A 23,033-nucleotide genomic window follows, 5' to 3' on the forward strand; every position below is an offset into this window, starting at 1 on the left:
CGCTCAGCAGCGCTGGCTGACGGTATGGAACCGCTGCTGCTGCGCGTCGAAGAACAGATAGGCCTGGCCGATATCGTGGCCCAGCCCGCGGATGTCCAGTTGCCCGACGAACACCATCGGCACGTCGTCGGCCAGCGGCCATTCCGGCTCCTGCAGCCACTTGGGCGGCGCTTTCAGGTAGCGAAAGTCACGCGTGATCGCCGCCTTCAACGCCGTCTGCAGGGCCTTCGGATCCAGCGCATCGTGATCTGCCATGAAGCGGGCGATGTACGCCGGCGGCAGTGACAGCCATTTCGGTTGGGCGTTGAGGGCCAGCGTGAAGCGGCGCTCGTGGCTGTCGTCCACGGCATGCGCAATGCCCTGGCTGTCGAGCCGTTCGGAGAGCAGGGTCTGGACGTTGTAGATGCACGCCAGGCTCTGGTAATCCTGGCTGATCAGGTACAGGTACAGATCGGGCTCTGCCACGTAGGCCGGCAGGTTCCGTTCACCCTCAAGCAGCGCCTGCAGCGCCGCGTCGGTGTGGAGGCACTGCTCGAACGCGCGCGGTGCGAGCCGGCCTTCGACGAACTGCTTGATGATGTCCACGCCACTCATTCGGTGCTGCCTCCGTGCCGCAGACGCGCCGCGCCGTGCGCCGCCCCTGCCCTGCTGATGGCCGGCCATCGTGGCATCGGCGTCGTCGGCTTCGCAATGCCTTGCATGCCGGGTGCGCCTGTCGCGCCCGAACCGATCGGCGCCGAGCCGATGCCGAAGCCCGCCCTGGCCTGCCGTTGCCCGCTCCTGTGGCCCTCTTCCCGGTGCCTGATATAGTCCAGCAGGTACGGCGGGCACCCTGCCCGTCCACGAACGACACGGAGTTGGCCATGGGTCTGGTACAGGCGGTGAAGGGTGCAGTTGGCGGCGTTCTGGCGGACCAGTGGAAGGATTTCTTCACCGTGCCCGCCGGCCTGCCGTCCACGGCGGCGCTGTTTGCGGCGGTCCCGCGGGGCACCAATGCCGGGCGCGGGTCCAACACCAGCGCCTCGTCCAACATCATCAGCAACGGGTCGAAGATCGTCGTCCCCGAAGGGTACGGCCTGCTGCTGTTCCAGGACGGGGCCATCACCGGCTTCGTTGCCGAGCCGGGTGGCTACGAATGGCGCTCCGATGACCTGAATTCGCAGTCGATCTTCGCCGGCGATGGCGTGGTTACCCCGCTGATCAAGCAGAGCTGGGAGCGCTTCAAGTTCGGCGGCCAGCCCGGCGCGCAGCAGGCGGCGTACTTCGTCTCGCTCAAGGAGCTGCCCGACAACCGCTTCGGCACCCAGTCCGAGATCTACTGGGACGACGGTTTCCTGGGCACGCAGGTGGGCGCGGTCACGCGCGGCTCGTACACGCTGAAGATCGTCGATCCCATCCTGTTCGTGAAGAACTTCGTGCCGGCCAGCTACCTGCAGCCGGGCCAGGTGTTCGACTTCACCGACCTGGACAACGCCGCGGCCAGCCAGCTGTTCAACGAAGTGGTGGGCTCCCTGGCGCCGGCCTTCAGCCTGTATACCAACGATGCCGGCAAGGGCAACCGCATCACCAAGCTGCAGCAGGACTCGCTGGGCTTCGCCAAGAGCCTGTCCGACGCCGTCGAGCAGGCCTACCAGTGGAAGTCCGACCGCGGCCTGGCCATCGTCAAGACCGCCATCGTCTCCATCGAGTACGACGCCAACACCCGCGAACTGCTCAAGACCGTGCAGCGCGCCGACGCGCTGGCCGGTGCGCGGGGCAATTCCAACCTGCAGGCCAGCGTTGCCCAGGGCATCCAGTCGGCCGGTGAGAACGGCGGCGCGGCCGGTCTGGTGGGCGTGGGCATGGCCTCGGGCATGTTCGGTGCCGGCAGCCTGCAGCAACCGGTCGCCCCGGCCGCGCCGGTCGCCGATGACCCGGTGGCCAAGCTGAAGAAGGCCAAGGAAATGCTGGATCTGGGGCTGATCACCCAGGACGACTATGACGCCCTGAAGGCCAAGGCGCTGGGCCTGTAACAGGCAAGGCGCCCAACGACCATGTCCGATTCCCGCACTCCGCCGCCCCTGCCGTCGGCGCCGCCACCGCTGCCTGCGCAGCCGGTGACCGGCCCCGGCTCGCCGCAGGAGGTTCCGCCCCTGCCCGGAAGCTTCCCGGTCGACCCGGCCACGCTGCCACAGCCCATCCGTGACGAGATCGAGGCGCCGGATCCGGTGGCCCTGGACACCCGCGCCGCCGAGCTGAAGGACGGCCTCAACCGCTGCCCCAAATGCGGCAGCACCGATGTCCGGCTCAAGCTCGGCACCGACGTCCTGGTCTGCCAGTTCTGCCGCAACGAATGGCACGGCACCCGCGCCGAGGAGGCCTTCGGGCTGGGTGACGGCCTGGACCAGTTGCGCGGCACCGTCGTCGCCTCCGGAGCACAGGACATCCAGGCCGACACCGCCAGCCTGATGAGTTTCAAATGCACCGGCTGCGGTGCCGAGGTCACGATCAATACCGAAAGCACGATGACGGCCCGCTGCCACTGGTGCCGTCACGTATTCGGGGTCAATGAGCAGGTGGCCAACGGCGCCGTGCCCGATGCGGTGCTGCCGTTCCGCATTACCAAGGACGATGCGGTCGCGCGTATCCGCCAGTTCGTGGACAAGCGCCGGCTGTTTGCGTTGAAGGCGTTCAAGGACCAGTTCACGCCCGAGAACGTCGTCGGCGTGTACCTGCCCTACATGATCGTGGACAGCAATGTCAGCGCGAGCGTCGCCGGCAGGGGTGAAATCAAGACGCGCGAGTACACCCGCGGCACCGGCGACAAAAAGCAGACCTACTACGATGCCGACGTCTACCAGGTGGAGCGGCATGTCGACTTCACCGTGGATGACCTGACGCTCGAATCCTCGGCCGAGCGTGGCAACCTGGATGCTCGGGCCAACACCAACAACATCATCAATACCATCCTGCCGTTCGACACCAAGAATGCGCTGAAGTGGAACGCCTCGTTCCTGACCGGCTTTACCTCGGAAAAGCGCAACCTCGACGTCGAGAAGCTGCGCCCACGGCTTGAAGACCAGCTGTTGTCGATCGCCCGCGCCGAGGTCGAAGACTCCGTGCGCCGTTACACCCGCGGCGTCCGCTGGGAGCAGGAGCGCCTGGACGTGCATGGCACGCGCTGGGTATCGATGTACCTGCCGGTGTGGCTGTACTCGTACCACCAGCCCGGAAAGAACGGCGGCATGCTGCATTACATCGCGGTCAATGGCCGCACCGGCGAAACCATGGGCAGCGTGCCGGTGCAGCAGTGGAAAATGCTGCTGGCCGCGCTGACCACCGGCACTATTATCGAAGCCCTCGTGCTTCTCTTCCTGGTAGCGTCCTCATGAGCGATGACAGTGGACTGTGGTTGCTGGCCGCCGGCCCCGCCGGTGCGTCGGCGTTGTACTGGGCGTTGTACCGGTACTACCGGAATACCGACAAGTCGCATGCGTTCGAACGTGAAACCACCATCGAGGCCAAGCCGGTGACCGGATCGGACCGCAAGATCGACACAATCACCGGCACCCAGACCACCAGCATCGCCGGCAACAACGTCGGGGCGTACCGGTCACGGGTGCAGCGCGACACGGGCTGAGCGAGTCGCGCCGAAGCGCCGCCGTTCCCCATGGATATGTGCGGCGCTTCTCATAACCGAAGATTGATCCCAGCACCGGGCGGTGATTTCCCAGCGCCCGGTGCGCGCGGCGTGCTACTACTGCCCCGCCATCCCGCGCCGGAGGCGGGGATTTCGACCGTAGACGCGTGTTGGCACGGGGCCTGGAGGCCCCGTCGGGCATGGCTTTGTGTAGTGGCATGTCCGCGCAGTGATTCGTAACCCATGCGGTTCCATCGATCACCAGGGAGTACCACCATGCGCTACACACGCCGTGATTTCCTTGCCACCGCCGCCAGTGCCTCGGTCGCCTCCTGGGCAGCGAGTACTGCATTCGCCGGGGGCGCTACCGGCACCGACGCGGCCGCCGCGGCCACCTTCCATCGCTACAACGTCAACACGCCGCAGGGCCAGCGCATGCTGGCCAGCTACGCGCGCGGCATCCAGAAGATGTTGGCGCTGCCGGCGGATCACCCGCACAACTGGTTCCGCAACGCCTTCGTGCACCTGATGGACTGCCCGCACGGCAACTGGTGGTTCTACGTCTGGCATCGCGGCTATGTGGGCTACTTCGAGCAGACCATCCGGATGCTCAGCGGCGATCCGCAGTTCGCCATGCCGTACTGGGACTGGACATCGCAGCCGGAGATTCCGGCCACCATGTTCGACGGCGTACTCTCACCCACCGACCCGGCGTACGCGCCGTTCACTGGCAACCTCGCACGGTTCACGAGTTTCATCCAGCCTGCGTTGGAAGAGTACTGGGACAGCCTGGACACCCAACAACGCCAGCAACTGGCCGCGCGCGGCTATGCGGACTTCGGTGCCTTGTGGAACGATGTCACCGGTTACAACGCCGACGCGAAAACCGGCATTTCCGGCAACGCGGGCTATGCCATCACCTGTGGGGCGCGCTACCTCTGGCGCCAGAATGCCCGCCTCGATCCCAAGACCGCCGCTGCGGTATCACCCGACACCATCCACGCCGGCTTGTCGCCGGTGGAGTTCTACAACAGCGACGTCAGCCGCAGCTTCACCAGCTCGCGTACGGCTTCGCACGTGGACTCCCCGGACAAGAACACCCAGTTCTCGGTGCTGGAGGGCTTCCCGCACAACAAGGTGCACAACTGCATCGGGGGCGTCGGTGCGATCGATCCGGGCCCCTACGGCAACATGACCAACTTCCTGTCGCCGCTGGACCCGATCTTCTACCTGCACCACGCCAACATGGACCGGCTGTGGGACGTATGGACACGCAAGCAGTTGGATCAGGGGCTGCAGATCATGCCGCCGCCGGGGGAAGCCCGTGACGCGTTCATGACCGAGCCGTTCCGGTTCTTCGTCCAGGCCGACGGGGAGTTCGCCGGGACCAAGCGCGCCGCGGACTTCTTCAACACCCAGGCCTTCGACTATGACTACGTGGGCGAAGGGGCTGGCGCGCTGCAGAGTGCGGCGCTGGCGGTGAAGGCTGCCGGACCGGCCACACTGGTGCGCGGCAAGCGCCGCGGTGCCGCCGTGTCCGTGTCGCTGCCGGGCACGGTCCGGGGTCAGCTGGGCGCCACTGTGCCACCCGCGCTGATCGCCGAAGTTACCGTGGAGCGGCCGCGCGGCCTGCACAACACGCGCGAGTTCGACGTGCTGGTGAACGCGCCGGCAGGGGTTGAGACGGTGGATGCGAACAGCCCCTACTACGTGGGCACGGTGTCGTTCTTCGGTCCGCCGATGACCGGGATGGACCATACGCACCCCACCACGTTCGCCGTACCGCTGCCGCAACGGCTCAACCTGCTCAAGGCGGGCGCGGCCGACGCCAGCGGCAGCACAGCGCTGGAGTTCAGGCTGATGGCCTCCACCGGACAGGCCGCCGAAGCGTTCCCGGTCTTGGACGCGGCGGTGCTGGTGGTGCCCTGAGGGAGGCGCCAGGCGCCGTAGTGGGTGACGCAGACAGGGCCGCCACGCGGTCCTGTCTGTGTTGGCCGGCGGCGTGCGTCAGGCCGATGCGGCGTCGTAGGTAGGGCCGTCCCACCCGTCCAGGAATTTGGGCAGGGCGTCGGTGACGTCGACAATGCGGTCACGGTAGAACAGGTGCATGGTGGGCGCGAAGGACTCGGTCAGCATGCCGCCCAGGGCGCGGGCCACCAGCGCATTGGGCACCACGCGCATGCCCAGCCGATTGGTGCCGAACAGAACGTCTCCACAGCCGCTGCAGAACGTTTTTGACAGCTGCTTGTGCGGATGCTGGAAGACCGTGGTCGTGGCCTGTTCCACCTCGACCGCGTCTGGGTTCCAGGCCGTGGCCGAGAGCATGGCCGTGGCGTAGAAATCCCGGCAGGTACTGCAGTGGCAGATGGCGCGCGCAACCGGCGCGCCCTTCAGGGTGAGGGTGGTGCATCCACACAGGCAGTTGGCGCGAAGCATCATGCGTGTCTCGGCGTTCAGTAGGCCGGCATGTTACCGGCAATGGCGGCCCGCCAGCGCAGCACTGCCTTGCACGCGGCAATACTGCGGATTCAGACCAAGCTGGCTATGCTTGTGTTCTCCGTCCACGAGCAGCCGCCATGCGCACGTTGTATCCCACCATCGAACCTTACCGCGAGCATCGTCTGGCGGTGGATGCCGTGCACACGCTGCATGTCGAGGAATGTGGCGCAGCGGACGGCATTCCCGTGGTGTTCCTGCACGGCGGCCCCGGCGCGGGCGTGTCACCCACGCACCGTCGTTTCTTCGATCCCGCACGCTACCGCATCGTTTTGATCGACCAGCGCGGCAGCGGTCGCTCTACCCCGTTCGGCGAGTTGCGTGACAACACCACCGCGCACCTGGTGGCCGACATCGAGGCCGTGCGCGCGCATCTGGGCATCGAGCGCTGGCTGGTCTTCGGCGGCTCGTGGGGGTCCACGCTGGCGCTGGCCTACGCGCAGGCACACCCGGAGCGCGCCACCGGCGTGATCGTGCGCGGCGTCTACCTGGGCCGTGCCGAAGAGAACCGCTGGTTCAACGAGGCCGACGGCGGCGCCCGCTGGATTTTCCCGGAACGGTGGGCGCGCTATGAAGCGCACATTCCCGAGGCCGAACGCGGCGAACTGATCGCCGCTTACTGGCAGCGCCTCGACAGTCCCGACCAGGACGTGGCCATCGCCGCGGCGCAAGCATGGCTGGGCTGGGAAGACCACGCGGCCACGCTGGTGCATGACGTGGAGGCGCGTTCGCACGCCGATCCCCTGGCGACGCTGGCCAAGGCGCGCATCGAAGCACATTACTTCCGCCATCACGCATTCCTCGAGCACAGCCAGCTGCTGCAGGGCGTCGATCGCATCCGCCACCTGCCGGCGGTGATCGTGCAGGGCCGCTACGACATCATCTGCCCCGCGCGCAGCGCCTGGGACCTCGCGTCTGCCTGGCCGGAGGCGCAGCTGGAGATGGTGCTGTCGGGCCATGGCGCAACCGAACCGGCCACCGCTGACGCGCTGGTACGGGCCACCGACGCCTTCGCCGACCGCATCGCAGGTCCTGTCCGCGCCTGAAGCGGTCGGATGCAGTAGCAACACCGAGGCATCGGGCGACGCGGCGCTGCGCTGCATCGTCGGTCCATGGCACAGCGTTAACGGGGTGCGGTGCACGCTCGCAACCACGTTGAGCGAAGCAGGACCACCAATGCACCCCACCTTTCGAACCGTTCTGGCCGGCGCTGCCATGGTGGCGTTGGCCACGGCCTGCACCGCGTCCGATACCGATGCGGCACGCCAGGCGCCAGCAGCCTCGGTGCCGCCCACGGCCACGGCACCGGACACGGTCGCGTCGGTGGCGGGCCGCGCCGCACCACCCGCGCAGGCAGCGGATGCCTTCGCCGAACCTGCGCCGGGCATCGCGGTCCGACCGGTGGCAGGCACCACCGTGCACCGGGACTTCAAGCGCAGCTACCTGGCGATGGATGCGTGGACGCTGTACCCCGCCGAAGGCAGCACCGGCCGGCCGCTTGTGGCGCTGGTGCTGGATGGCTCCAACGAGATCACATCGGCAGAAATGCGGATCGGGCGCAGCGACGGCGCCGCAGACGTGAAGGCGTGCACCACGCCCCCGCCCGATGCGGCAGGCAGGGCGGATACGGCGGATGTAGACGGTGTGCGTACCACCCACTTCAGCAGCAGCGACGCGGCGATGAGTCACTACCTGTCGGCCGACAGCTATCGCGTCGTCCAGGGCGGCGCCTGTTATGCCATCGACCTGATCATCGCCGGCACCCGCCCGGAGGTGTACGACCCGCCGCGCACGCCACCGTTTACCGCGGAGCAGGCCAAGGCGGCGCTGGCGTCCATGCTCGCTGCGGTGCACTGGACGCACTAGCGGCGTAGCTGCGGGCCCGTTGATGTCGCCACCACGCATCAAGGCTCACCATCCAAGGCGACGGCGCGCGCCACGGGCGCCCCTTTGATGAGGTCTCTGCATGCACGACTGGGCAACACTGCCGCAATCGTTCTACCAACGCCACCCCACCGAGGTGGCACCGGCGCTGCTCAACAAGCTGCTGGTGCGCGACGATGGCCGTGCGGGCCGCATCGTCGAGGTGGAAGCCTATGCGGGCAGCGAAGATCCGGCGGCGCATTCGTTCCGCGGCCAGACGCCGCGTACGGCCACCATGTTCGGGGAAGCCGGCCACCTGTATGTGTACTTCAGTTACGGCATGCATTGGGGATCGAACGCGGTCTGCGGCGAAGTAGGTCAAGGCTGGGGTGTCTTGCTGCGGGCGCTGGAGCCGGTGCAGGGCCTGGAGCTGATACGCGAGGCGCGCCCTGCAATCCGCCACGACCGCGATCTGGCCAGTGGACCGGGCCGGCTGTCGCAGGCGATGGGCATCACCAAGGCGCTGGACGGCGCGGACCTGGTGCGCAACGACCGCGGCGTGCGGATCGTGTCCGACGCGATGGCGCCGCCCATCGAACCGATGGTTGGTCCGCGTATCGGCATCAGCAAGGCGGTGGATTTCCCGTGGCGCTGGCACGTGCCTGGGCATGCGCACGTGTCAGGCCGGTCCGCGCGGCGCTGATCCTGCCCTGGCCTGCACTGGTATCCTGTTCGGCTGCCTGGCACCGGTTGACGCGCGCGTCGTGATCGCGCGCCGTCACCCGGTGTTGCACCACGAAAAGGATGTCCCGATGAAACCCCTCCCCACCCTGCTGCTGGGCGCTGCCTTGCTGTGCGGCGCCGCGCCGCTGCTGGCAGCCGAGAACGTGTACTACGTCGGCCTGGATATCCGCCTGGCCGGTCAGGACCGCGGCACCTTCCGGCAGCGCAGCCTCAGCAGCCTGGCGATCGACACCGCAGGCGATGGCAGCACTCGGCTGCGCACGCGCATCCTGTGGTCCGAGCAGCAGGCCCCCGGCGACAGACAGACGGTGCTGGATCTGGATCCGGAGGTGGGCGACGAGCGCGCGATGCTGGCACTGCTGGACGGCGGCTTCGAGCTCACCGTGGCCGCTGACGGCACCAGCACGGGCATGCGCGCCGTCGACCAGGAGGCTTGGCGCGACACCGTGACCCTGCAGCCGCAGGCCGCGCGCCTGATCAACGCCGAGCAGCAGCTGGGCGGCCTGCAGCCATTGGCCCTGCCTGCCCAGCTGGACGTTGGCCAGCGCATCACGCGTCGCGCCCAGACCCGGGACTTCGGCGAGCTGACTTCACAGATGCAGGTGCAGTCGCTGACCCCGGCCGAAGTAGTGGTCAGCGTGGAGCTGGCCGGTACCGGCGTGCAGGGCCACGGCCGGCAGGTGCTGCAGCGTGCCGACGGCATGCCGATCGAAGCGCGGATGCACCTGACGCTGGCACCCCGCGACGACCTGCCTGCCACCGAGCAGCGGATGTACCTGGCGCGGATGGACCTGGACCCGCTGCAGCGCCTGGAAACCGAGAGCATCGTGGAGACGTACCCGGCGATGATCCAGGCGCACCTCGACGCACCGCCGTTCTCGGCGCTGTCGTCCAATGCCGACGACTACCCGCCGGCGCCGCCGGAGGAGCGCGTGCCCGGGCTGTTGGACATGGCGGCACTGAAGCAGACCGAAGCCAGCCTGATGTTCGCGGTGAACCGCGACTACCGCGACGGCCGCCCGTTGATCCGCATTGCCGGTCGCGTCGGCACCGGTGCCCCCACCCGCGACGACCCGGCCGCGCCTGCCATCGCCGCGGCCACCCCGCGTGCCGTGCACTTCTTCGATGCCAAGGGCAAACGCCTGTCGAACCTCGCCGCGCAACCGGTACAGGATCCCTGGGTATTGGTGGGCAACTTCCATGCGGACGAAAAGGACATCGCGTTCCCGTTCCGGCTGCCGCTGAACACGCGCGGCAGCCAGGTGGACGCCATCCGCCGGATCCGCCTGGATGTCGATGTGGACACTTACCTGGGCACCGAGGTGGAAACACTGGCCCCGGGTACCCCCTCGCGGCGCAACCCGAACGCGCAGGTGCAGTGGACCTCGCCCACCCGGGTGACCGTGCAGCAGCCGCTGCCCTGGCGCGAAGGTACCGGGGGCTACTGGACCACCGCGGTACCGCTGGATGCGCAGGGCCGTGAGATGCCGGCGGCGATGGTCGATGTGCAAGGCGCGCTGGCACTGGCCGATGCCCACCCGGGCGACCCGGCGCAGTCGCCGCTGCACTGGGAACGCATGCGCCAGCCCCACCGCCTGGAGATCGCCACGGCGGCGCCGATCGCCGCCCTGCGGCTGCGCCACCAGCGCTGGCAGCGCCAGCCGCGGCAATGGACCTTCCGCTACCTTGCGCCGGACGACGCCGACGCAGGCAAGGCGGAGGGTGGCGCCGACTAACCCGGCGGCCTCGTTCAGACAGCCGCGTTGTCTTTCCGGTGTAAAATTCAGCGTTTTAACCGGAACAATGGCGAAAACGCAGCACCGCCCGCCCCTGCCCGGCCCCGCGTTCATCCGTCTGTTGGCCGGATTGGCCGACGGCCAGGCAACGCCGACCAGCCCGGACCTGTCCGACCGCCTGAGCCAGTGGGTCGACTGGAACCGTGCGGTGGCGCTGTCGCGGGCGCTGGACGGCCGGGTGCCGCCCCCGCCTGCCGAGGCGGTCGCGTTCGATGCCGCCGAGGCGGCCGAATGCGCGCGGGTACGTGCGGTACTGGAAGCGGCCATTGTTCAGCAACCTGACCCGCCGAAACCGGGCGCCAGCGACGATGCGGCGGCGATCCGCCAGCGCGTCGTTGCCCTGCAGCGCTCGATGCAGGCCAACACCGGGCGGCTGCGTGGGCGCCTGCGCGACATGCTCAGCCTGGCCGGCCCCGAACTGGGGCGGCTGGCCGAGGTGGATGCGGTGATGGAGCACACCTTGAGCCCGCGCGAGCAGGCCTTGCTGGCCACGGTGCCGACGCTGCTCGCCCAGCACTTCGAGCGGCTGCGCAACGCGGCGCTGCCACCCCCGGTCGAAGGCGAGCCTACCGACGCCGACGCGGTGCCGGCCGACGACGGCTGGCGGCAGCGGTTCAACCACGCGATGCAGAGCGTGTTGCTGGCCGAACTGGATGTTCGTTTTCACCCCATCGAAGGCCTGCTTGCAGCGCTTCGCCCCCGATAACTGGGACGTCATGTTCAGAACTAGTCTTTATCTCGTCGTTTTCCTTGCAGGTCTGTTTGCCGCGTGCTGGATCGGCGTGGGGTACCTGGGGTCGAACCCGGTAGGTTTCTCAGTCGCCCTCATGATCGCGGCCTGCTACACCGCCGGCGGCCTCGAGCTGTTCCGCTATCGCCAGGCCACCGCGGGGCTGGGCCAGGCCCTGGCCGATGTGTCGGCGGCCGAGCAGGATCTGGGCGCCTGGTTGCAGCGCGTGCCGGCGAGCCTGCGCAATGCGGTGCGCCTGCGCGTGGACGGCGAGCGCGTTGCCCTGCCCGCCCCGGTGCTGACGCCCTACCTGGTGGGGCTGCTGGTGCTGCTGGGCATGCTTGGCACCCTGCTGGGCATGATGGCCACGCTGCGGGGCACCGGGCTGGCGCTGGAAAGCGCCACCGACCTGCAGGCCATCCGCGGCTCGCTCGGGGCGCCGGTGGAAGGCCTGGCCGTGGCCTTTGGCACCTCCATCGCCGGCGTGGCGACCTCGGCGATGCTCGGGCTGCTGTCGGCGCTGTGCCGCCGCGAGCGCCTGCAGACCGTGCAGGTGCTTGATGCACGCGTGGCCACCGACCTGCACCCGCATTCCCAGGCGTGGCAGCGCAGCGAGGCGTTCCGCCTTGCGCAGGCGCAGGCCGCGCTGATGCCGGCGCTGGTCGACCGCCTGCAGGCGATGACCGCTGCGATCGAGCAGCAGAGCCTGCAGGCCAACCAGCAGCTGCTGTCCAGCCAGGAGAGCTTCCATGCCAAGGCCGACGCCGAACACGCCCGGTTGGCGAGTGCGGTCGAGCTGGCGCTGAAAGACAGCATCGCCGCCAGCGCTCGCGCCGTGGGCGAGGCGCTGCAGCCGATCATGGACAGCACCCTGCGCGGCATCGCCACCGAAACGACCGCCCTGCAGCGCGATGTCGGGCAGGCCGTGCAGCGCCAGCTGGACGGTCTCAATGCCGGCTTCGAGGCCAGCCGCGCGGCCAGCGCGGACAGCTGGAACAGCGCGATCGCCGCCCACCAGCAGACCAACCTGGCGCTGACCACCGACCTGCGTGCAGCGCTGGAGCACCTCACCGCGCAGCACGACCAACGCGCGCTCGGCCTGCTGGATGCGCTGTCGTCGCGCCTGGCGGCCAACGTGGACCACTGGGCCACCGCGCAGGAGGCGCAGCAGCAGACCCATCAGGCGCTCACCGCCGACCTGCGCCAGACCTTGCAGCAGTTCAGCGACAGCCATGACCAGCACGCCCTGCGCCTGCTGGACGGGGTCGCGCAGCGCCTGGATACCAGCGCCGGCAACTGGACCACCGCGCAGGCCGCACAGCAGCGCAGCAACGAAACACTGGTGGTGGAACTGCGCGACGCATTGGCGCGCTTCACCGACCAGCACCAGCAGCAGGCCGGCAGCCTGGCCGACGCCCTGGCCAGCCGCCTGGACGCCACCGCCGAGCGGTGGAACAGCAGCCAGCAGAGCCAGCAGCAGGCCCATGCCGCGCTGATCGGCGGGCTGGACAGCACGCTGCAGGGCTTCACCCAGACCCACGACGCACGTGCCGGCGCCCTGCTTGAGGCACTGTCCGATCGCCTGGATGCCAGCACCCGCAACCACGCCGACGCATGGCGCGATGCCTTGGCGCAGCAGGCCGCCACCCACGCCAGCAGCGCCGCGCGCAACGAGCAGGCACTGACCGCCGTGGCCGGCAGTTTCGATACGCACGCCCGCACGCTCGCCGACACGATGCAGCAGGCGCACGCCACCCTGCAGGACGCCCTGGAAGCGCGCGATGGGCAGCGCCTGGCTGCATGGAGCGAGGCGTTCGCCACACTGTCCACCTCCCTGGCCCAGCAATGGACGCAGACCGGCGAACAGGTCGCGCGCCGCCAGCAGGACATCTGCGAGACCCTGTCGCGGACCGCGCAGGAGATCACCACCCAGACCCAGGCCCACGCCAGCGACACCATCGCCGAGATCTCGCGGCTGGTGCAGGTCGCCTCCGAAGCGCCGAAGGCCGCCGCCGACGTGGTGGCCGAGCTGCGCCAGAAGCTGTCTGACAGCATGGTCCGCGACACCGCCATGCTGGAAGAACGCAGCCGCCTGCTGGCCACGCTGGAAACGCTGCTGGATGCGGTCAACCATGCTTCCACCGAGCAGCGCACCGCCGTTGACGCACTGGTGACCACCTCGGCCGACCTGCTCGACCGGGTGGGCACGCGCTTCACCGACCACCTCGCCACCGAAACCGGCAAGCTGGGCGACGTTGCCGCGCAGGTCACCGGCAGCGCGGTGGAAGTGGCGGCACTGGCCGACGCGTTCGGCGGTGCCATGCAGGTGTTCGGCAGCGCCAGCAGCGGGCTGGGCGACCGCCTCGAGCAGATCAGTGGCGCGCTGGACGCGTCGCTGGCGCGCAGCGATGAACAGCTGGCCTATTACGTGGCCCAGGCGCGCGAGGTCATCGACCTGAGCGTGCTGTCGCAGAAGCAGATCATCGAAGAACTGCAGCAGCTGGGCGCGCGCCGCAGCGCCGACCCGGCCGGGGCCGCCACCGCATGAGCGACGAGATCGAGGTCGACGGCGAATCCGGCGCACCGATCTGGGCTGCCTTCGGTGACCTGATGTCGGTGCTGCTGGGCGCCTTCGTGTTGATCCTGGTCGGCGTAGTGGCGCTGCAGCTGGAGCTGTCCAACCGGCTGGACCACGAGGTCAAGCAGCGCCAGGCCGAAGCCCAGCGTCGCAAGACCTTGGAGCAGGCGCTGGCCGTGCCGCTGGCGGCCGGGCGGGTGACGATCGTGGATGGCCGCATCGGCATCCGCGGCAGCGTGCTGTTCGCCTTGAATTCCGACCAGTTGCAGCCGGAAGGCCGCGAGCTGCTCAAGAGCCTGGCCGGCCCGTTGGCCGAGTACTTGTCCTCGCGCGAAGAGATCCTGATGGTCAGCGGCTTCACCGATGATCGCCAGGTGCGCGAAGGCAACCGCCAGTTCGCCGACAACTGGGCGCTGTCGGCCGAGCGCGCGCTCACCGTCACCCGCGCCCTGATTGCCGAAGGCGTGCCCGCCTCGGCGGTGTTTGCCGCCGCTTTTGGTGCCGAGCAACCGGTGGACTCCAACGCCGAAGAAGCCGGGCGCGCACGCAATCGCCGCGTTGAAATGGCGCCCATTCCGCGACCGAAAGCCACGTCCGCCGCCGATGTCCCCTAAGCCTAAGCCGATGCTGGTGAGTGCGCAGCTCGACGCGTGGCGCCAGCAGCAGCTGGACCGCCACGACCCGCTGGGCTTTGCGGTGATCGAGGCCTTGCAGTCGCGTGCGCAGGCACAGCAGGGCGCGGTGCGAAAGCTGCTGGATGCGCGACTGGCCACGATGGTGGCAGCGTATGCGGCGCGCATTGCCGAACAGACCGCGCGCGCGCCGCGTCGCGGGCGGGGCGCGCCAGCCCCGGGTGCCGAACGCGCCAGTCCGCTGTCGGGCCTGCTGGCAACGCTGGCCGCGCATGCACATACGCAGGCACCGCCGGTGCCGCGTGATGCCCCCCTCGACACCGCCCCGGCCCCGGCATTCCCCGCGCTGCCGGCCATCAGCGAATTCCGTGATCTGTGGGCCACGGTGCGCAATGAAAGCCAGAAGCGCATCTCGCTGGCGCAGGGCCCCGGCGATGGCGGCCCGTTGAACTCGGCGGTGCTGGTGCACCGCTCGCTCACCTTGATGAGTGAACTGTCGCCGGGCTACCTGCAGCACTTCCTGATGTACCTGGACAACCTGGCCTGGCTGGAACAGCTGCAACCGCGCACGGCCACGCCTGCGCGTGACGTGGGCCGTATCCCCAAGCCGCGCCGCGCCCGCACCCCGAAGGCCTGATCGCGCCACCGGCACGGCGCGCACTGCGCCGGCCCGGATATACCAAGGTATATCGCCGCTACCCCACGGGCATCTAGGCGGGCGCGCAACCGGCGCGGACAATACGCGCACCGGCCAGGCGCACTGCGTCACGCCGGCATCGCCCTTCCACTACCGGACATTCCCATGGATCCCGACCCCGATCCTGCCGGGTGCCGCGCGCCCCTGCTTTCGCCCCTGCCCTGTTCCACCCCGGCGTCCGGCCGGCGGCGTCCGCACCTCTGAGTGCCGGGTGGCCGGCGGGCGCTGCCTGCCCGGAGGCCTTCCGATGCACTACAAGATTCTCTACATCACCCTGCGTCGCCTGATCCTTGATCGCGACGTGGCCGGCCTGCGCAGCCAGCTGCTGCAGCACGGCGCCCCGCTGTTCGCGCGCGCCCTGGCCCTGGGCTCCGAGCGCGTCATCGCCGACGCCCTGAGCCTGCTGCCGATCTCCGAACGCCTGCACGTGCTGCGCCACCTGCCCGCCGCCCTGCGCAGCGCGCTGCTGCCGCTGTGTTCGCGCGGCAGCCCGCACCCGGCGCGCCCGCGCTGGTCGTTTCCCATCGCCAGCGTCCAGCACGCCTGATCCCCGCGCGGCCACGTCCTGACGGGCCGCGCGCAGCCCTGCATCCCGACCCGTGCCGCCCTGCGCGGTGTCGCCTGTCTTTCAAGGAGTTCCCCATGACCCTGCTCAATGCATGGTTCGATGCCTTCCTGCGCAGCCGCCGTGCCGCCAGCCTGTTCCGTCGCCGCGCCCTGCCCGACGCCGGCATGGGGCGCGGTGCGGCCGGCGCGGTACCGACCGATTTCAGCGATGCGTTGCGGCGGCTGGCACAGGTGCCGGTGGCGGCCGCGTTGGCGGCGGTAGCGTCGCACCCCGATGGCCTGGCCAGCGATGAGGCCGATGCCCGGTTGGCCCGCGTAGGCCCCAATGAGATCGATCACGAAAAGCCGCTGCCGTGGTGGCGTCACCTGTGGCAGTGCTACCGCAATCCGTTCAACCTGCTGCTGACCCTGTTGGCGGTGGTGTCCTGGCTGACCGAAGACGTCAAGGCCACGGTGGTGATCGGCACCATGGTGGTGTTGTCCACGCTGATCCGGTTCATCCAGGAAGGGCGTTCCAACCGTGCGGCGGAACGGCTCAAGGCGCTGGTGGGCAACAACGCCCGCGTGCTGCGCCGTCCTGGCCGCGATGCTGCAATCGGGCAGGACACCGGCGCTGACCCGGGCACGCCGCGGCCCGCGCAGCAGCGCTCGCTGCCGATCCGGGCGCTGGTGCCTGGCGACCACATCGTGCTGTCGGCCGGCGACATGATCCCCGCCGACTGCCGCGTGCTGAACGCCAAGGACCTGTTCGTGGCGCAGGCGGCGATGACCGGCGAATCGCTGCCGGTGGAGAAGTTCGCCGCCCCCGACCCGGACCAGCCCAACCTGCTCGAGCAGCCCAACCTGCTGTTCATGGGCACCAACGTGGTGTCCGGCTCGGCCACCGCCGTGGTGCTGGCCACCGGCAACCGCACCTGCTTCGGCACCATTGCCCAGCGCAGCACCGCCACCGAACGTGCGCCCACTGCCTTCCAGGCCGGGGTCAACAGTGTCAGCTGGCTGTTGATCCGGTTCGCCCTGGTGATGGTGCCGTTCGTGCTGCTGGTCAACGGCGTGACCAAGGGCGACTGGACCGAAGCCTTCCTGTTCGCGTTGTCGGTGGCGGTCGGGCTTACCCCGGAAATGCTGCCGATGATCGTCACCTCCACCCTGGCCAAGGGCGCGGTACTGCTGTCGCGGCGCAAGGTGATCGTCAAGCGCCTGGATGCGATCCAGAACTTCGGCGCGATGGACGTGCTGTGCACCGACAAGACCGGCACGCTCACCCAGGACCGCATTGCGCTGGAGCGGCACACCGATGTGTACGGTAACGACTCGCAGGATGTGCTGGCATTTGCCTACCTCAACAGCCATTTCCAGACCGGGCTGACCAACCTGCTCGACCGCGCCGTGCTGGAGCATGTGGAACTGCAGACCGAGCTTCGCCTGGCCCAGGACTACCGCAAGGTGGACGAGATTCCGTTCGACTTCGAACGCCGCCGCATGTCGGTGGTGGTGTCCGAGCGCGACGACCACCATGAGCTGGTGTGCAAGGGCGCGGTGGAAGAGATGCTGGCCGTGTGCAGCCGCGTGCGCGAAAACGGCCAGGACCTGCCGCTGGATGCACAGCGGCTGGCACGGGTGCGCCAGACCACCGAGGAGCTCAACGAACAGGGCCTGCGCGTGGTCGCGGTGGCCATGAAGGAAGTCCCCGCCACGCGCGAGGTGTACGCGCAGGCCGATGAGCAGGACCTCACCCTGCTCGGCTACGTGGCGTTCCTCGATCCGCCGAAGGAATCGACCGCGCAGGCGCTGCAGGCGCTGGCCGGGCTGGGCGTGGAGGTGAAGGTGTTCACCGGCGACAACGAACTGGTCACCGCGCGGGTGTGTGCCCAGGTGGGACTGCACGCCGACGGCATCGTGACCGGGCCGCAGATCGACCGCATGGACGAAGCCGCGGTGGCCGACGCGCTGGGCCGGCATCGCGTGTTTGCCCGGCTCACGCCCCTGCACAAGGAACGCCTGGTACGTGCCCTGCGTGCACAGGGCAAGGTGGTGGGGTTCCTGGGTGACGGCATCAACGATGCCCCGGCACTGCGGGCGGCCGACATCGGCATCAGCGTGGACAGCGCGGTGGACATCGCCAAGGAAGCGGCCGACATCATCCTGCTCGAGAAGAACCTGATGGTGCTCGAGGAAGGCGTCGTGCAGGGCCGGCGCACCTTCAGCAACATGCTCAAGTACATCCGCATGACCGCCAGCTCCAACTTCGGCAACGTGTTCTCGGTGCTGGTGGCCTCGGCGTTCCTGCCGTTCCTGCCGATGCTGCCGCTGCAGCTGCTGGTGCAGAACCTGCTGTATGACATCTCGCAGATCGCCATTCCGTTCGACAACGTCGATGAGGAGCTGGTGCGCAAGCCGTTGAAGTGGAACCCGGCCGACATCGGGCGCTTCATGGTGTTCTTCGGCCCGATCAGTTCGATCTTCGACCTGAGCTGCTTTGCCCTGATGTGGTACGTGTTCGATGCGCGCACGGCGGCTGACCAGAGCCTGTTCCAGTCCGGCTGGTTCGTGGTGGGCCTGCTCACCCAGACCTTGATCGTGCACATGATCCGCACGCCCAAGGTGCCGTTCGTGCAGAGCATCGCCGCCCCGCCGCTGCTGCTGATGACCGGGTTGATCATGGCCATCGGCGTGCTGCTGCCAATGAGCCCGTTGGCCGGCTACTTCAAGCTGCAGGCGCTGCCGCCCGGCTACTGGCCGTTCCTGGTGGCGATCCTGTTCGGCTATGCGGTGCTGACCACGCTGCTCAAGAAGGTCTACATCCGCCGTTACGGGTGGCAGTGATGGACCTCAACCCGCACCTGCCGGCGTTCAACGCCGGGGCCACGATCAGCACCCTGATCAGCCTGGGCACGGCCTTCGTGCTCGGCGCGGCGATCGGCCTGGAGCGTCAGCTGCGCCAGCGCACCGCCGGCCTGCGGACCAACACACTGGTGGCGGTGGGCGCGGCGGTGTTCGTGGACCTGGCCGTGCGCTTCCACGACCTGTACGGCGGTCCGCCCTCGCCGCTGCATGTGGTGGCGTACGTCATCTCCGGGGTGGGCTTCCTGGGCGCCGGCGCGATCATGAAGGACGGTGCGCAGGTGTCCGGGCTGAACACCGCGGCGACGCTGTGGGGCTCGGCGGCAGTCGGCGCCTGCGCCGGCGTCAAGCTGTTGCCCGAAGCGCTGCTGGCCGCGCTGTTCGTGCTGGCCGCCAATACGCTGCTGCGGCCGGTGGTCAACCGCATCCAGCGCCAGCCGGTGGAGGCGTCCTTCAGCGAGGCCACGTACGCGGTCACGGTGGTGTGCCAACGCGAGCACCAGGCCGACGTCCTGGACCGGCTGCTGGTGCTGCTGGAACAGGCGCACTACCCGGTGCGCGCGGTCGATCCGCGCCCGTTCGGCGACCGCGACGTGGAGATCGAAGCGGTGCTGTACGCGACAGCCGTGGATGCCGCCGAACTGGATGCGGTGCTGGCCACGCTGATGGCCGTGCCGGGCGTGCTGCAGGCGTTCTGGAATGCCACGCTGGAGGACTGACACCGGCCGGCCACGGCCCCGATGCTATGCTCGACCGCGTCGAACCACGCGGCGTTTGTCCACGTTTTCCACGGAGCCGTCCCGATGCTGTCTTCCTCGTCGCGCCGTACCGTTGCCCTGCTCGTGCTGGGCGTGGTGATGGCCGCGATCTTCGCCGCCGACACGCTCACCGACTATGCGGTGGCGGCCGCCTGCTTCTACGCGGCGGTGATCCTGGCCGCCTCGCGCGTGCTGTCGGGTCGGGGGCTGGTGCGGTTGGCCGCCCTGTGCATCGGCCTGACCGGGCTCAGTTTCTTCCTGACCCGCTTCGGCACCTACCGCATCGGCCTGGTGAATTCGGCGATCGGCATGCTGGTGATCGGCATCACGACTTGGCTTGCGCTGAAGATGGAAGTCGCCAAGGCCGCCGTGCAGGACGCACAGGCCCGCCTGCTGCGGGTGGCCCGCGCCTCCACCGTGGGCGAGCTCACCACCTCCATCGCGCATGAAGTGAACCAGCCGCTGGCGGCGATCGCCAGCAGCGCCGAAGCCAGCCAGCGCTGGCTGGCCCAGGACCCGCCCAACGTGGACAAGGCGCGGCAGACACTCGCGCGGATCCTGGCCGATGCGCACCGCGCCAGCGACGTGATTGCCCGCGTGCGCGGGTTGACCCGTGGCGCGGTGCCGGAACGGCAGGGCTTCGACCTCAACCAGGCACTGCTGGAAATGCTGGCGCTGTCGCACAGCGAACTGGAACAGCATGCGGTCACGCTCAGTACCCAGCTGGACGACGCGCTGCCGCCGGTGTTCGGCGACCGCGTGCAGGTGCAGCAGGTGATCGGCAACCTGATTCTCAACGCGGTCGATGCGATGGCCGAGGTGCCGGCAGGCAGCCGGCGGCTGGTGCTGCGCAGCTGGCGTGCCAGCCCGACGCGGGTGGCCATGAGCGTGCGCGACCACGGCAGCGGGCTGCCGCTGGACGCCCCGGAGCGAGTGTTCGACGCCTTCTGGACCACCAAGTCCGGTGGCCTGGGCCTGGGCTTGAGCCTGAGCCGCAGCATCCTGGAGGCCCACGATGGCCAGATCCGCGCCGAGCCGGTGGCCGACGGGGGCGCCTGCTTCGTGTTCGAACTGCCCATCGATGGCGGCGGTCCGCATGGTTAGGTCGACGCCGCCTGAAGGTGCGCCCGCGCCCATCGTGTACGTGGTGGACGACGATCATTCGGTACGGGCCGCACTCGAAGATCTGTTGGCCTCGATGGGCATGCAGGTGCGTGCCTTCGACTCGGTGGCCGCGTTCCTGCAGCATCCGCGCGCGGACGCGCCGGCCTGCCTGGTGCTGGACGTGCGCATGCCGGGCCAGAGTGGGCTGGAGTTCCACCGGCAGATGGCCAGCCACGGCCTGCACCTGCCGGTGGTGTTCATCACCGGCCACGGCGACATCGCCATGGGCGTGGCGGCCATGAAGGAAGGCGCCATCGAGTTCCTGACCAAGCCGTTCCGTGACCAGGAGCTGCTGGACGCGATCCACCTGGGCATCGAGCGCGACCGTGAGCGGCGCCGCGATGACGCCGCCGTGGACGTGCTGCGGCAACGTTGGGCCTCGCTCAACGATGGCGAGCGCGACGTGGTCGGCGGCGTGGTGCGCGGCCGGCTCAACAAGCAGATCGCCGCCGAGCTGGGGGTCAGCGAAATCACGGTGAAGGTGCGCCGCGCCAACGTGATGCGCAAGATGCAGGCGCGCACGCTGGTGGACCTGGTGCGTTTGTACGACCGCCTGGGCATCGGCTGAGGCCCGCCCGGCCCCGCGCGGCGGCCGTCATCACCCGCGCGACTGGACAGATGAGTAATCGGCATCAGGGCCGATGCGATGCGGGCACCGTCCCTTCCTAGAATGCGCCATGGCCGCTGCTGCGGCACCTCTCCCTGCCGTGGATGCTGACCATGCGTGCTGCCCTGCCCTTCACCCTGCTTGCCCTATGCACCGCGCTTGCCGCCTGCCAGCAGGCTCCGTCCGCCAGCCCGGTGGCCAGTGCGCAGGCCGCGCCGGTTGCCGAGGAGATCGCGTGGCGGCACGGCGATGTCGAAGACGCCTTCGCCGATGCGCAGCAGAGCGGCAAGCCGGTGCTGCTGTACTGGGGCGCGGTGTGGTGCCCGCCGTGCAACAAGCTCAAGGCCACCCTGTTCCGTGACCCGGCGTTCATCGCGCTCACCCGGCAGTACGTGCCGGTGTACCTGGATGGCGACTCGGAAGGTGCGCAGGCACTGGGCGAGCAGTTCGGCGTGCGCGGTTATCCCACGCTGATCGTGCTGGACCCGCAACGCCACGAAATCACCCGGCTGGCCGGCGGCAACGACAGCGCCGAGCTGACCCGGGCGCTGCGCCTGGCGGTGAACCGGCGCACGGCCGTGGCCGACGTGCTGCGGGTGGCGGTGGTGTCGCCGCAGCGCGTGTCCGAAGACGACTGGCGGGTGCTGGGCGATTACGGCTGGGAGGTGGACGCCAGCCGCCTGGCGGGTCAGCGCGATCCGGTGGCGCTGTTGCGGCAGCTGGCCGCGTCCGCGCCGGACCCGGCCCTGCAGCGTCGTTTCGGGTTGCTCGCGCTGGGCGCCGGCAGTGCCGGCAAGGACGCACCTGCACCCGACGCTGCGGAACGTGAGGCCACCCGCACTTTGCTGACCACGGTCCTGGCCGCGCCGGCCGAAGTGCGTGCCAACCGCGATCTGCTGGGCTACCAAGGCCCCGCGCTGGTGGCACGGGCCGCTGCCACGCCGGTGGAGGCCCAGCAGCTGGGCACCCAGTTGCTGGCGGCGCTGGAGCGCGCCGATGCCAGCCAGGACAACGCCGCCGATGCGCGCCTGTCCAGCGTGATCACCGAATTGACGTTGTTCAAGCAGCAGCATCGGGACACCCCGGTGCCGCCGGCGCTGCAGGAGAAGGCGCATGAGCGCGTGGCTGCGGCCGATGCCGCGGCAAAGACGTCGCACGAACGCCAGGCCACCATCAGCAGCGCGGTGTATGTGCTGCGCGAGGCCGGCGATGATGCCGCGGCCGAGACGCTGTTGCGTGCGGAACTGGACCGCAGCCAGACGCCGTACTACTACATGCCCGAGCTGGCCGAACTGGCCGAGGCGCGCGGCGACAAGACGGCTGCGGTGGACTGGCTGCGCAAGGCCTACGAAGGTGCGCAGGGACCGGCCACGCGGGTGCAATGGGGCGTGTTGTACGTGGAAGGCCTGGTGCGGCTGACGCCGGACGATGGGAAAGCCATCGAGCAGGCAACGGCCCAAGTGATTGCCGAACTCGACGCGCAACCGGCGGGCTACCACCAGCGCACCCGGCAGCGCTTCGAGCGCCTGGCGACCACGCTGCAGGCGTGGGGGCGTGCGCACCACGGCGCGCAAACGCTGGTCCGCTTGCAGGCGCGCATGGGCGAATCCTGCGCCAAGGCCGCACCGGGCGCCGATGCCGGCGCGGCGTGCAGCCGATGGCTGAAGAGCTGACAGGTAGAGCCGACCGTTGGTCGGCTGCAGAGCTCCGGTAGAGCCGACCGTTGGTCGGCTGCAGATCCGAAGAGCAGCCGGGCAGAGCCCGGCTCTACGTGGTGTCGCGCCACCGCGATGTCGTGCGACCGTCGGGACGTCGCACGCCCCCGGGCATATCGGACATATCGGGCCACCCCGGCATATCGCTCGACCCCGGCCCGGTAGAGCCGACCGTTGGTCGGCTGCAGAGCATCCGGAGACGCGCGTGACCAACAATCGGGCA

General features: G+C 69.0%; 20 protein-coding genes. 18 read left to right on the forward strand and 2 right to left on the reverse strand.

The features are described 5' to 3' along the window. Positions 1–3: 3 nt before the first annotated feature. Positions 4–594: a hypothetical protein gene (locus tag AC6CHL_RS02065; protein WP_498293091.1), complete on the reverse strand. Its 591-nt coding sequence runs from the start codon at positions 592–594 to the stop codon at positions 4–6. Between the two features lie 269 nt (positions 595–863). On the opposite strand from AC6CHL_RS02065, the gene AC6CHL_RS02070 reads away from it, so the two are divergent. From AC6CHL_RS02070 to AC6CHL_RS02085, 4 genes are all read left to right on the forward strand, one after another. Next, positions 864–2,012 (forward strand): SPFH domain-containing protein, encoded by a 1,149-nt coding sequence (locus AC6CHL_RS02070; RefSeq protein ID WP_498293092.1) that lies wholly within the window; start codon positions 864–866, stop codon positions 2,010–2,012. Between the two features lie 21 nt (positions 2,013–2,033). Further along, on the forward strand, positions 2,034–3,371 hold the full coding sequence (locus AC6CHL_RS02075; protein WP_498293094.1) for a TFIIB-type zinc ribbon-containing protein: 1,338 nt from the start codon (positions 2,034–2,036) through the stop codon (positions 3,369–3,371). Next, positions 3,368–3,619 carry a hypothetical protein gene (locus tag AC6CHL_RS02080; RefSeq protein ID WP_038688229.1) on the forward strand — a complete coding sequence of 84 codons (252 nt, stop codon included), beginning with the start codon at positions 3,368–3,370 and terminating at the stop codon, positions 3,617–3,619. Before AC6CHL_RS02075 ends, AC6CHL_RS02080 begins: the two co-directional genes overlap by 4 nt. 276 nt (positions 3,620–3,895) lie before the next feature. Then, complete coding sequence (locus AC6CHL_RS02085; RefSeq protein WP_498293095.1) at positions 3,896–5,548, forward strand: tyrosinase family protein; 1,653 nt, start codon at positions 3,896–3,898, stop codon at positions 5,546–5,548. A 78-nt stretch (positions 5,549–5,626) separates the two neighbouring features. Here AC6CHL_RS02085 and AC6CHL_RS02090 read toward each other — a convergent pair whose 3' ends face one another. After that, entirely contained in the window at positions 5,627–6,058 is a 432-nt protein-coding gene (locus AC6CHL_RS02090; RefSeq protein WP_498293097.1) for a GFA family protein, read from the reverse strand. Between the two features lie 137 nt (positions 6,059–6,195). Between AC6CHL_RS02090 and pip the strand changes: the two genes are divergently transcribed. The 14 genes from pip (at position 6,196) to AC6CHL_RS02160 (ending at position 22,768) form a co-directional block, all read left to right on the forward strand. Continuing rightward, positions 6,196–7,161 (forward strand): prolyl aminopeptidase, encoded by a 966-nt coding sequence (gene pip, locus AC6CHL_RS02095; protein ID WP_498293099.1) that lies wholly within the window; start codon positions 6,196–6,198, stop codon positions 7,159–7,161. Positions 7,162–7,291: 130 nt separating this feature from the next. Further along, on the forward strand, positions 7,292–7,981 hold the full coding sequence (locus tag AC6CHL_RS02100) for a hypothetical protein (RefSeq protein WP_498293101.1): 690 nt from the start codon (positions 7,292–7,294) through the stop codon (positions 7,979–7,981). A gap of 100 nt (positions 7,982–8,081) precedes the next feature. Beyond that, positions 8,082–8,681, forward strand: a complete 600-nt coding sequence (locus AC6CHL_RS02105) for a DNA-3-methyladenine glycosylase (RefSeq protein WP_498293102.1) — start codon at positions 8,082–8,084, stop codon at positions 8,679–8,681. 109 nt (positions 8,682–8,790) lie between these two features. Next, positions 8,791–10,458, forward strand: a complete 1,668-nt coding sequence (locus AC6CHL_RS02110; RefSeq protein ID WP_498293104.1) for a hypothetical protein — start codon at positions 8,791–8,793, stop codon at positions 10,456–10,458. A gap of 67 nt (positions 10,459–10,525) precedes the next feature. Then, positions 10,526–11,224 (forward strand): DUF3348 domain-containing protein, encoded by a 699-nt coding sequence (locus tag AC6CHL_RS02115; protein WP_448133722.1) that lies wholly within the window; start codon positions 10,526–10,528, stop codon positions 11,222–11,224. A gap of 10 nt (positions 11,225–11,234) precedes the next feature. Further along, complete coding sequence (locus AC6CHL_RS02120; protein ID WP_498293105.1) at positions 11,235–13,796, forward strand: DUF802 domain-containing protein; 2,562 nt, start codon at positions 11,235–11,237, stop codon at positions 13,794–13,796. After that, complete coding sequence (locus AC6CHL_RS02125) at positions 13,793–14,440, forward strand: OmpA family protein (protein ID WP_463601024.1); 648 nt, start codon at positions 13,793–13,795, stop codon at positions 14,438–14,440. The genes AC6CHL_RS02120 and AC6CHL_RS02125 overlap by 4 nt, the downstream gene beginning before the upstream one ends. Continuing rightward, entirely contained in the window at positions 14,430–15,095 is a 666-nt protein-coding gene (locus tag AC6CHL_RS02130) for a DUF2894 domain-containing protein (RefSeq protein ID WP_498293107.1), read from the forward strand. Before AC6CHL_RS02125 ends, AC6CHL_RS02130 begins: the two co-directional genes overlap by 11 nt. A 307-nt stretch (positions 15,096–15,402) precedes the next feature. Next, positions 15,403–15,702, forward strand: a complete 300-nt coding sequence (locus AC6CHL_RS02135) for a hypothetical protein (RefSeq protein ID WP_463601026.1) — start codon at positions 15,403–15,405, stop codon at positions 15,700–15,702. Between the two features lie 95 nt (positions 15,703–15,797). After that, the gene (gene mgtA / locus AC6CHL_RS02140; protein ID WP_498293109.1) at positions 15,798–18,548 is read left to right on the forward strand and encodes a magnesium-translocating P-type ATPase; all 2,751 of its coding nucleotides are present in this window, start codon (positions 15,798–15,800) and stop codon (positions 18,546–18,548) included. Beyond that, entirely contained in the window at positions 18,548–19,285 is a 738-nt protein-coding gene (locus AC6CHL_RS02145; protein WP_498293110.1) for an MgtC/SapB family protein, read from the forward strand. Before mgtA ends, AC6CHL_RS02145 begins: the two co-directional genes overlap by 1 nt. An 84-nt stretch (positions 19,286–19,369) precedes the next feature. Next, complete coding sequence (locus AC6CHL_RS02150; RefSeq protein WP_498293112.1) at positions 19,370–20,428, forward strand: sensor histidine kinase; 1,059 nt, start codon at positions 19,370–19,372, stop codon at positions 20,426–20,428. Further along, positions 20,421–21,056, forward strand: a complete 636-nt coding sequence (locus tag AC6CHL_RS02155) for a response regulator transcription factor (protein WP_447593838.1) — start codon at positions 20,421–20,423, stop codon at positions 21,054–21,056. Before AC6CHL_RS02150 ends, AC6CHL_RS02155 begins: the two co-directional genes overlap by 8 nt. A gap of 143 nt (positions 21,057–21,199) precedes the next feature. Further along, positions 21,200–22,768: a thioredoxin family protein gene (locus tag AC6CHL_RS02160; RefSeq protein WP_498293114.1), complete on the forward strand. Its 1,569-nt coding sequence runs from the start codon at positions 21,200–21,202 to the stop codon at positions 22,766–22,768. Positions 22,769–23,033 lie beyond the last annotated feature (265 nt).

It is taken from the genome of Stenotrophomonas sp. GQ19, from assembly GCF_059758695.1.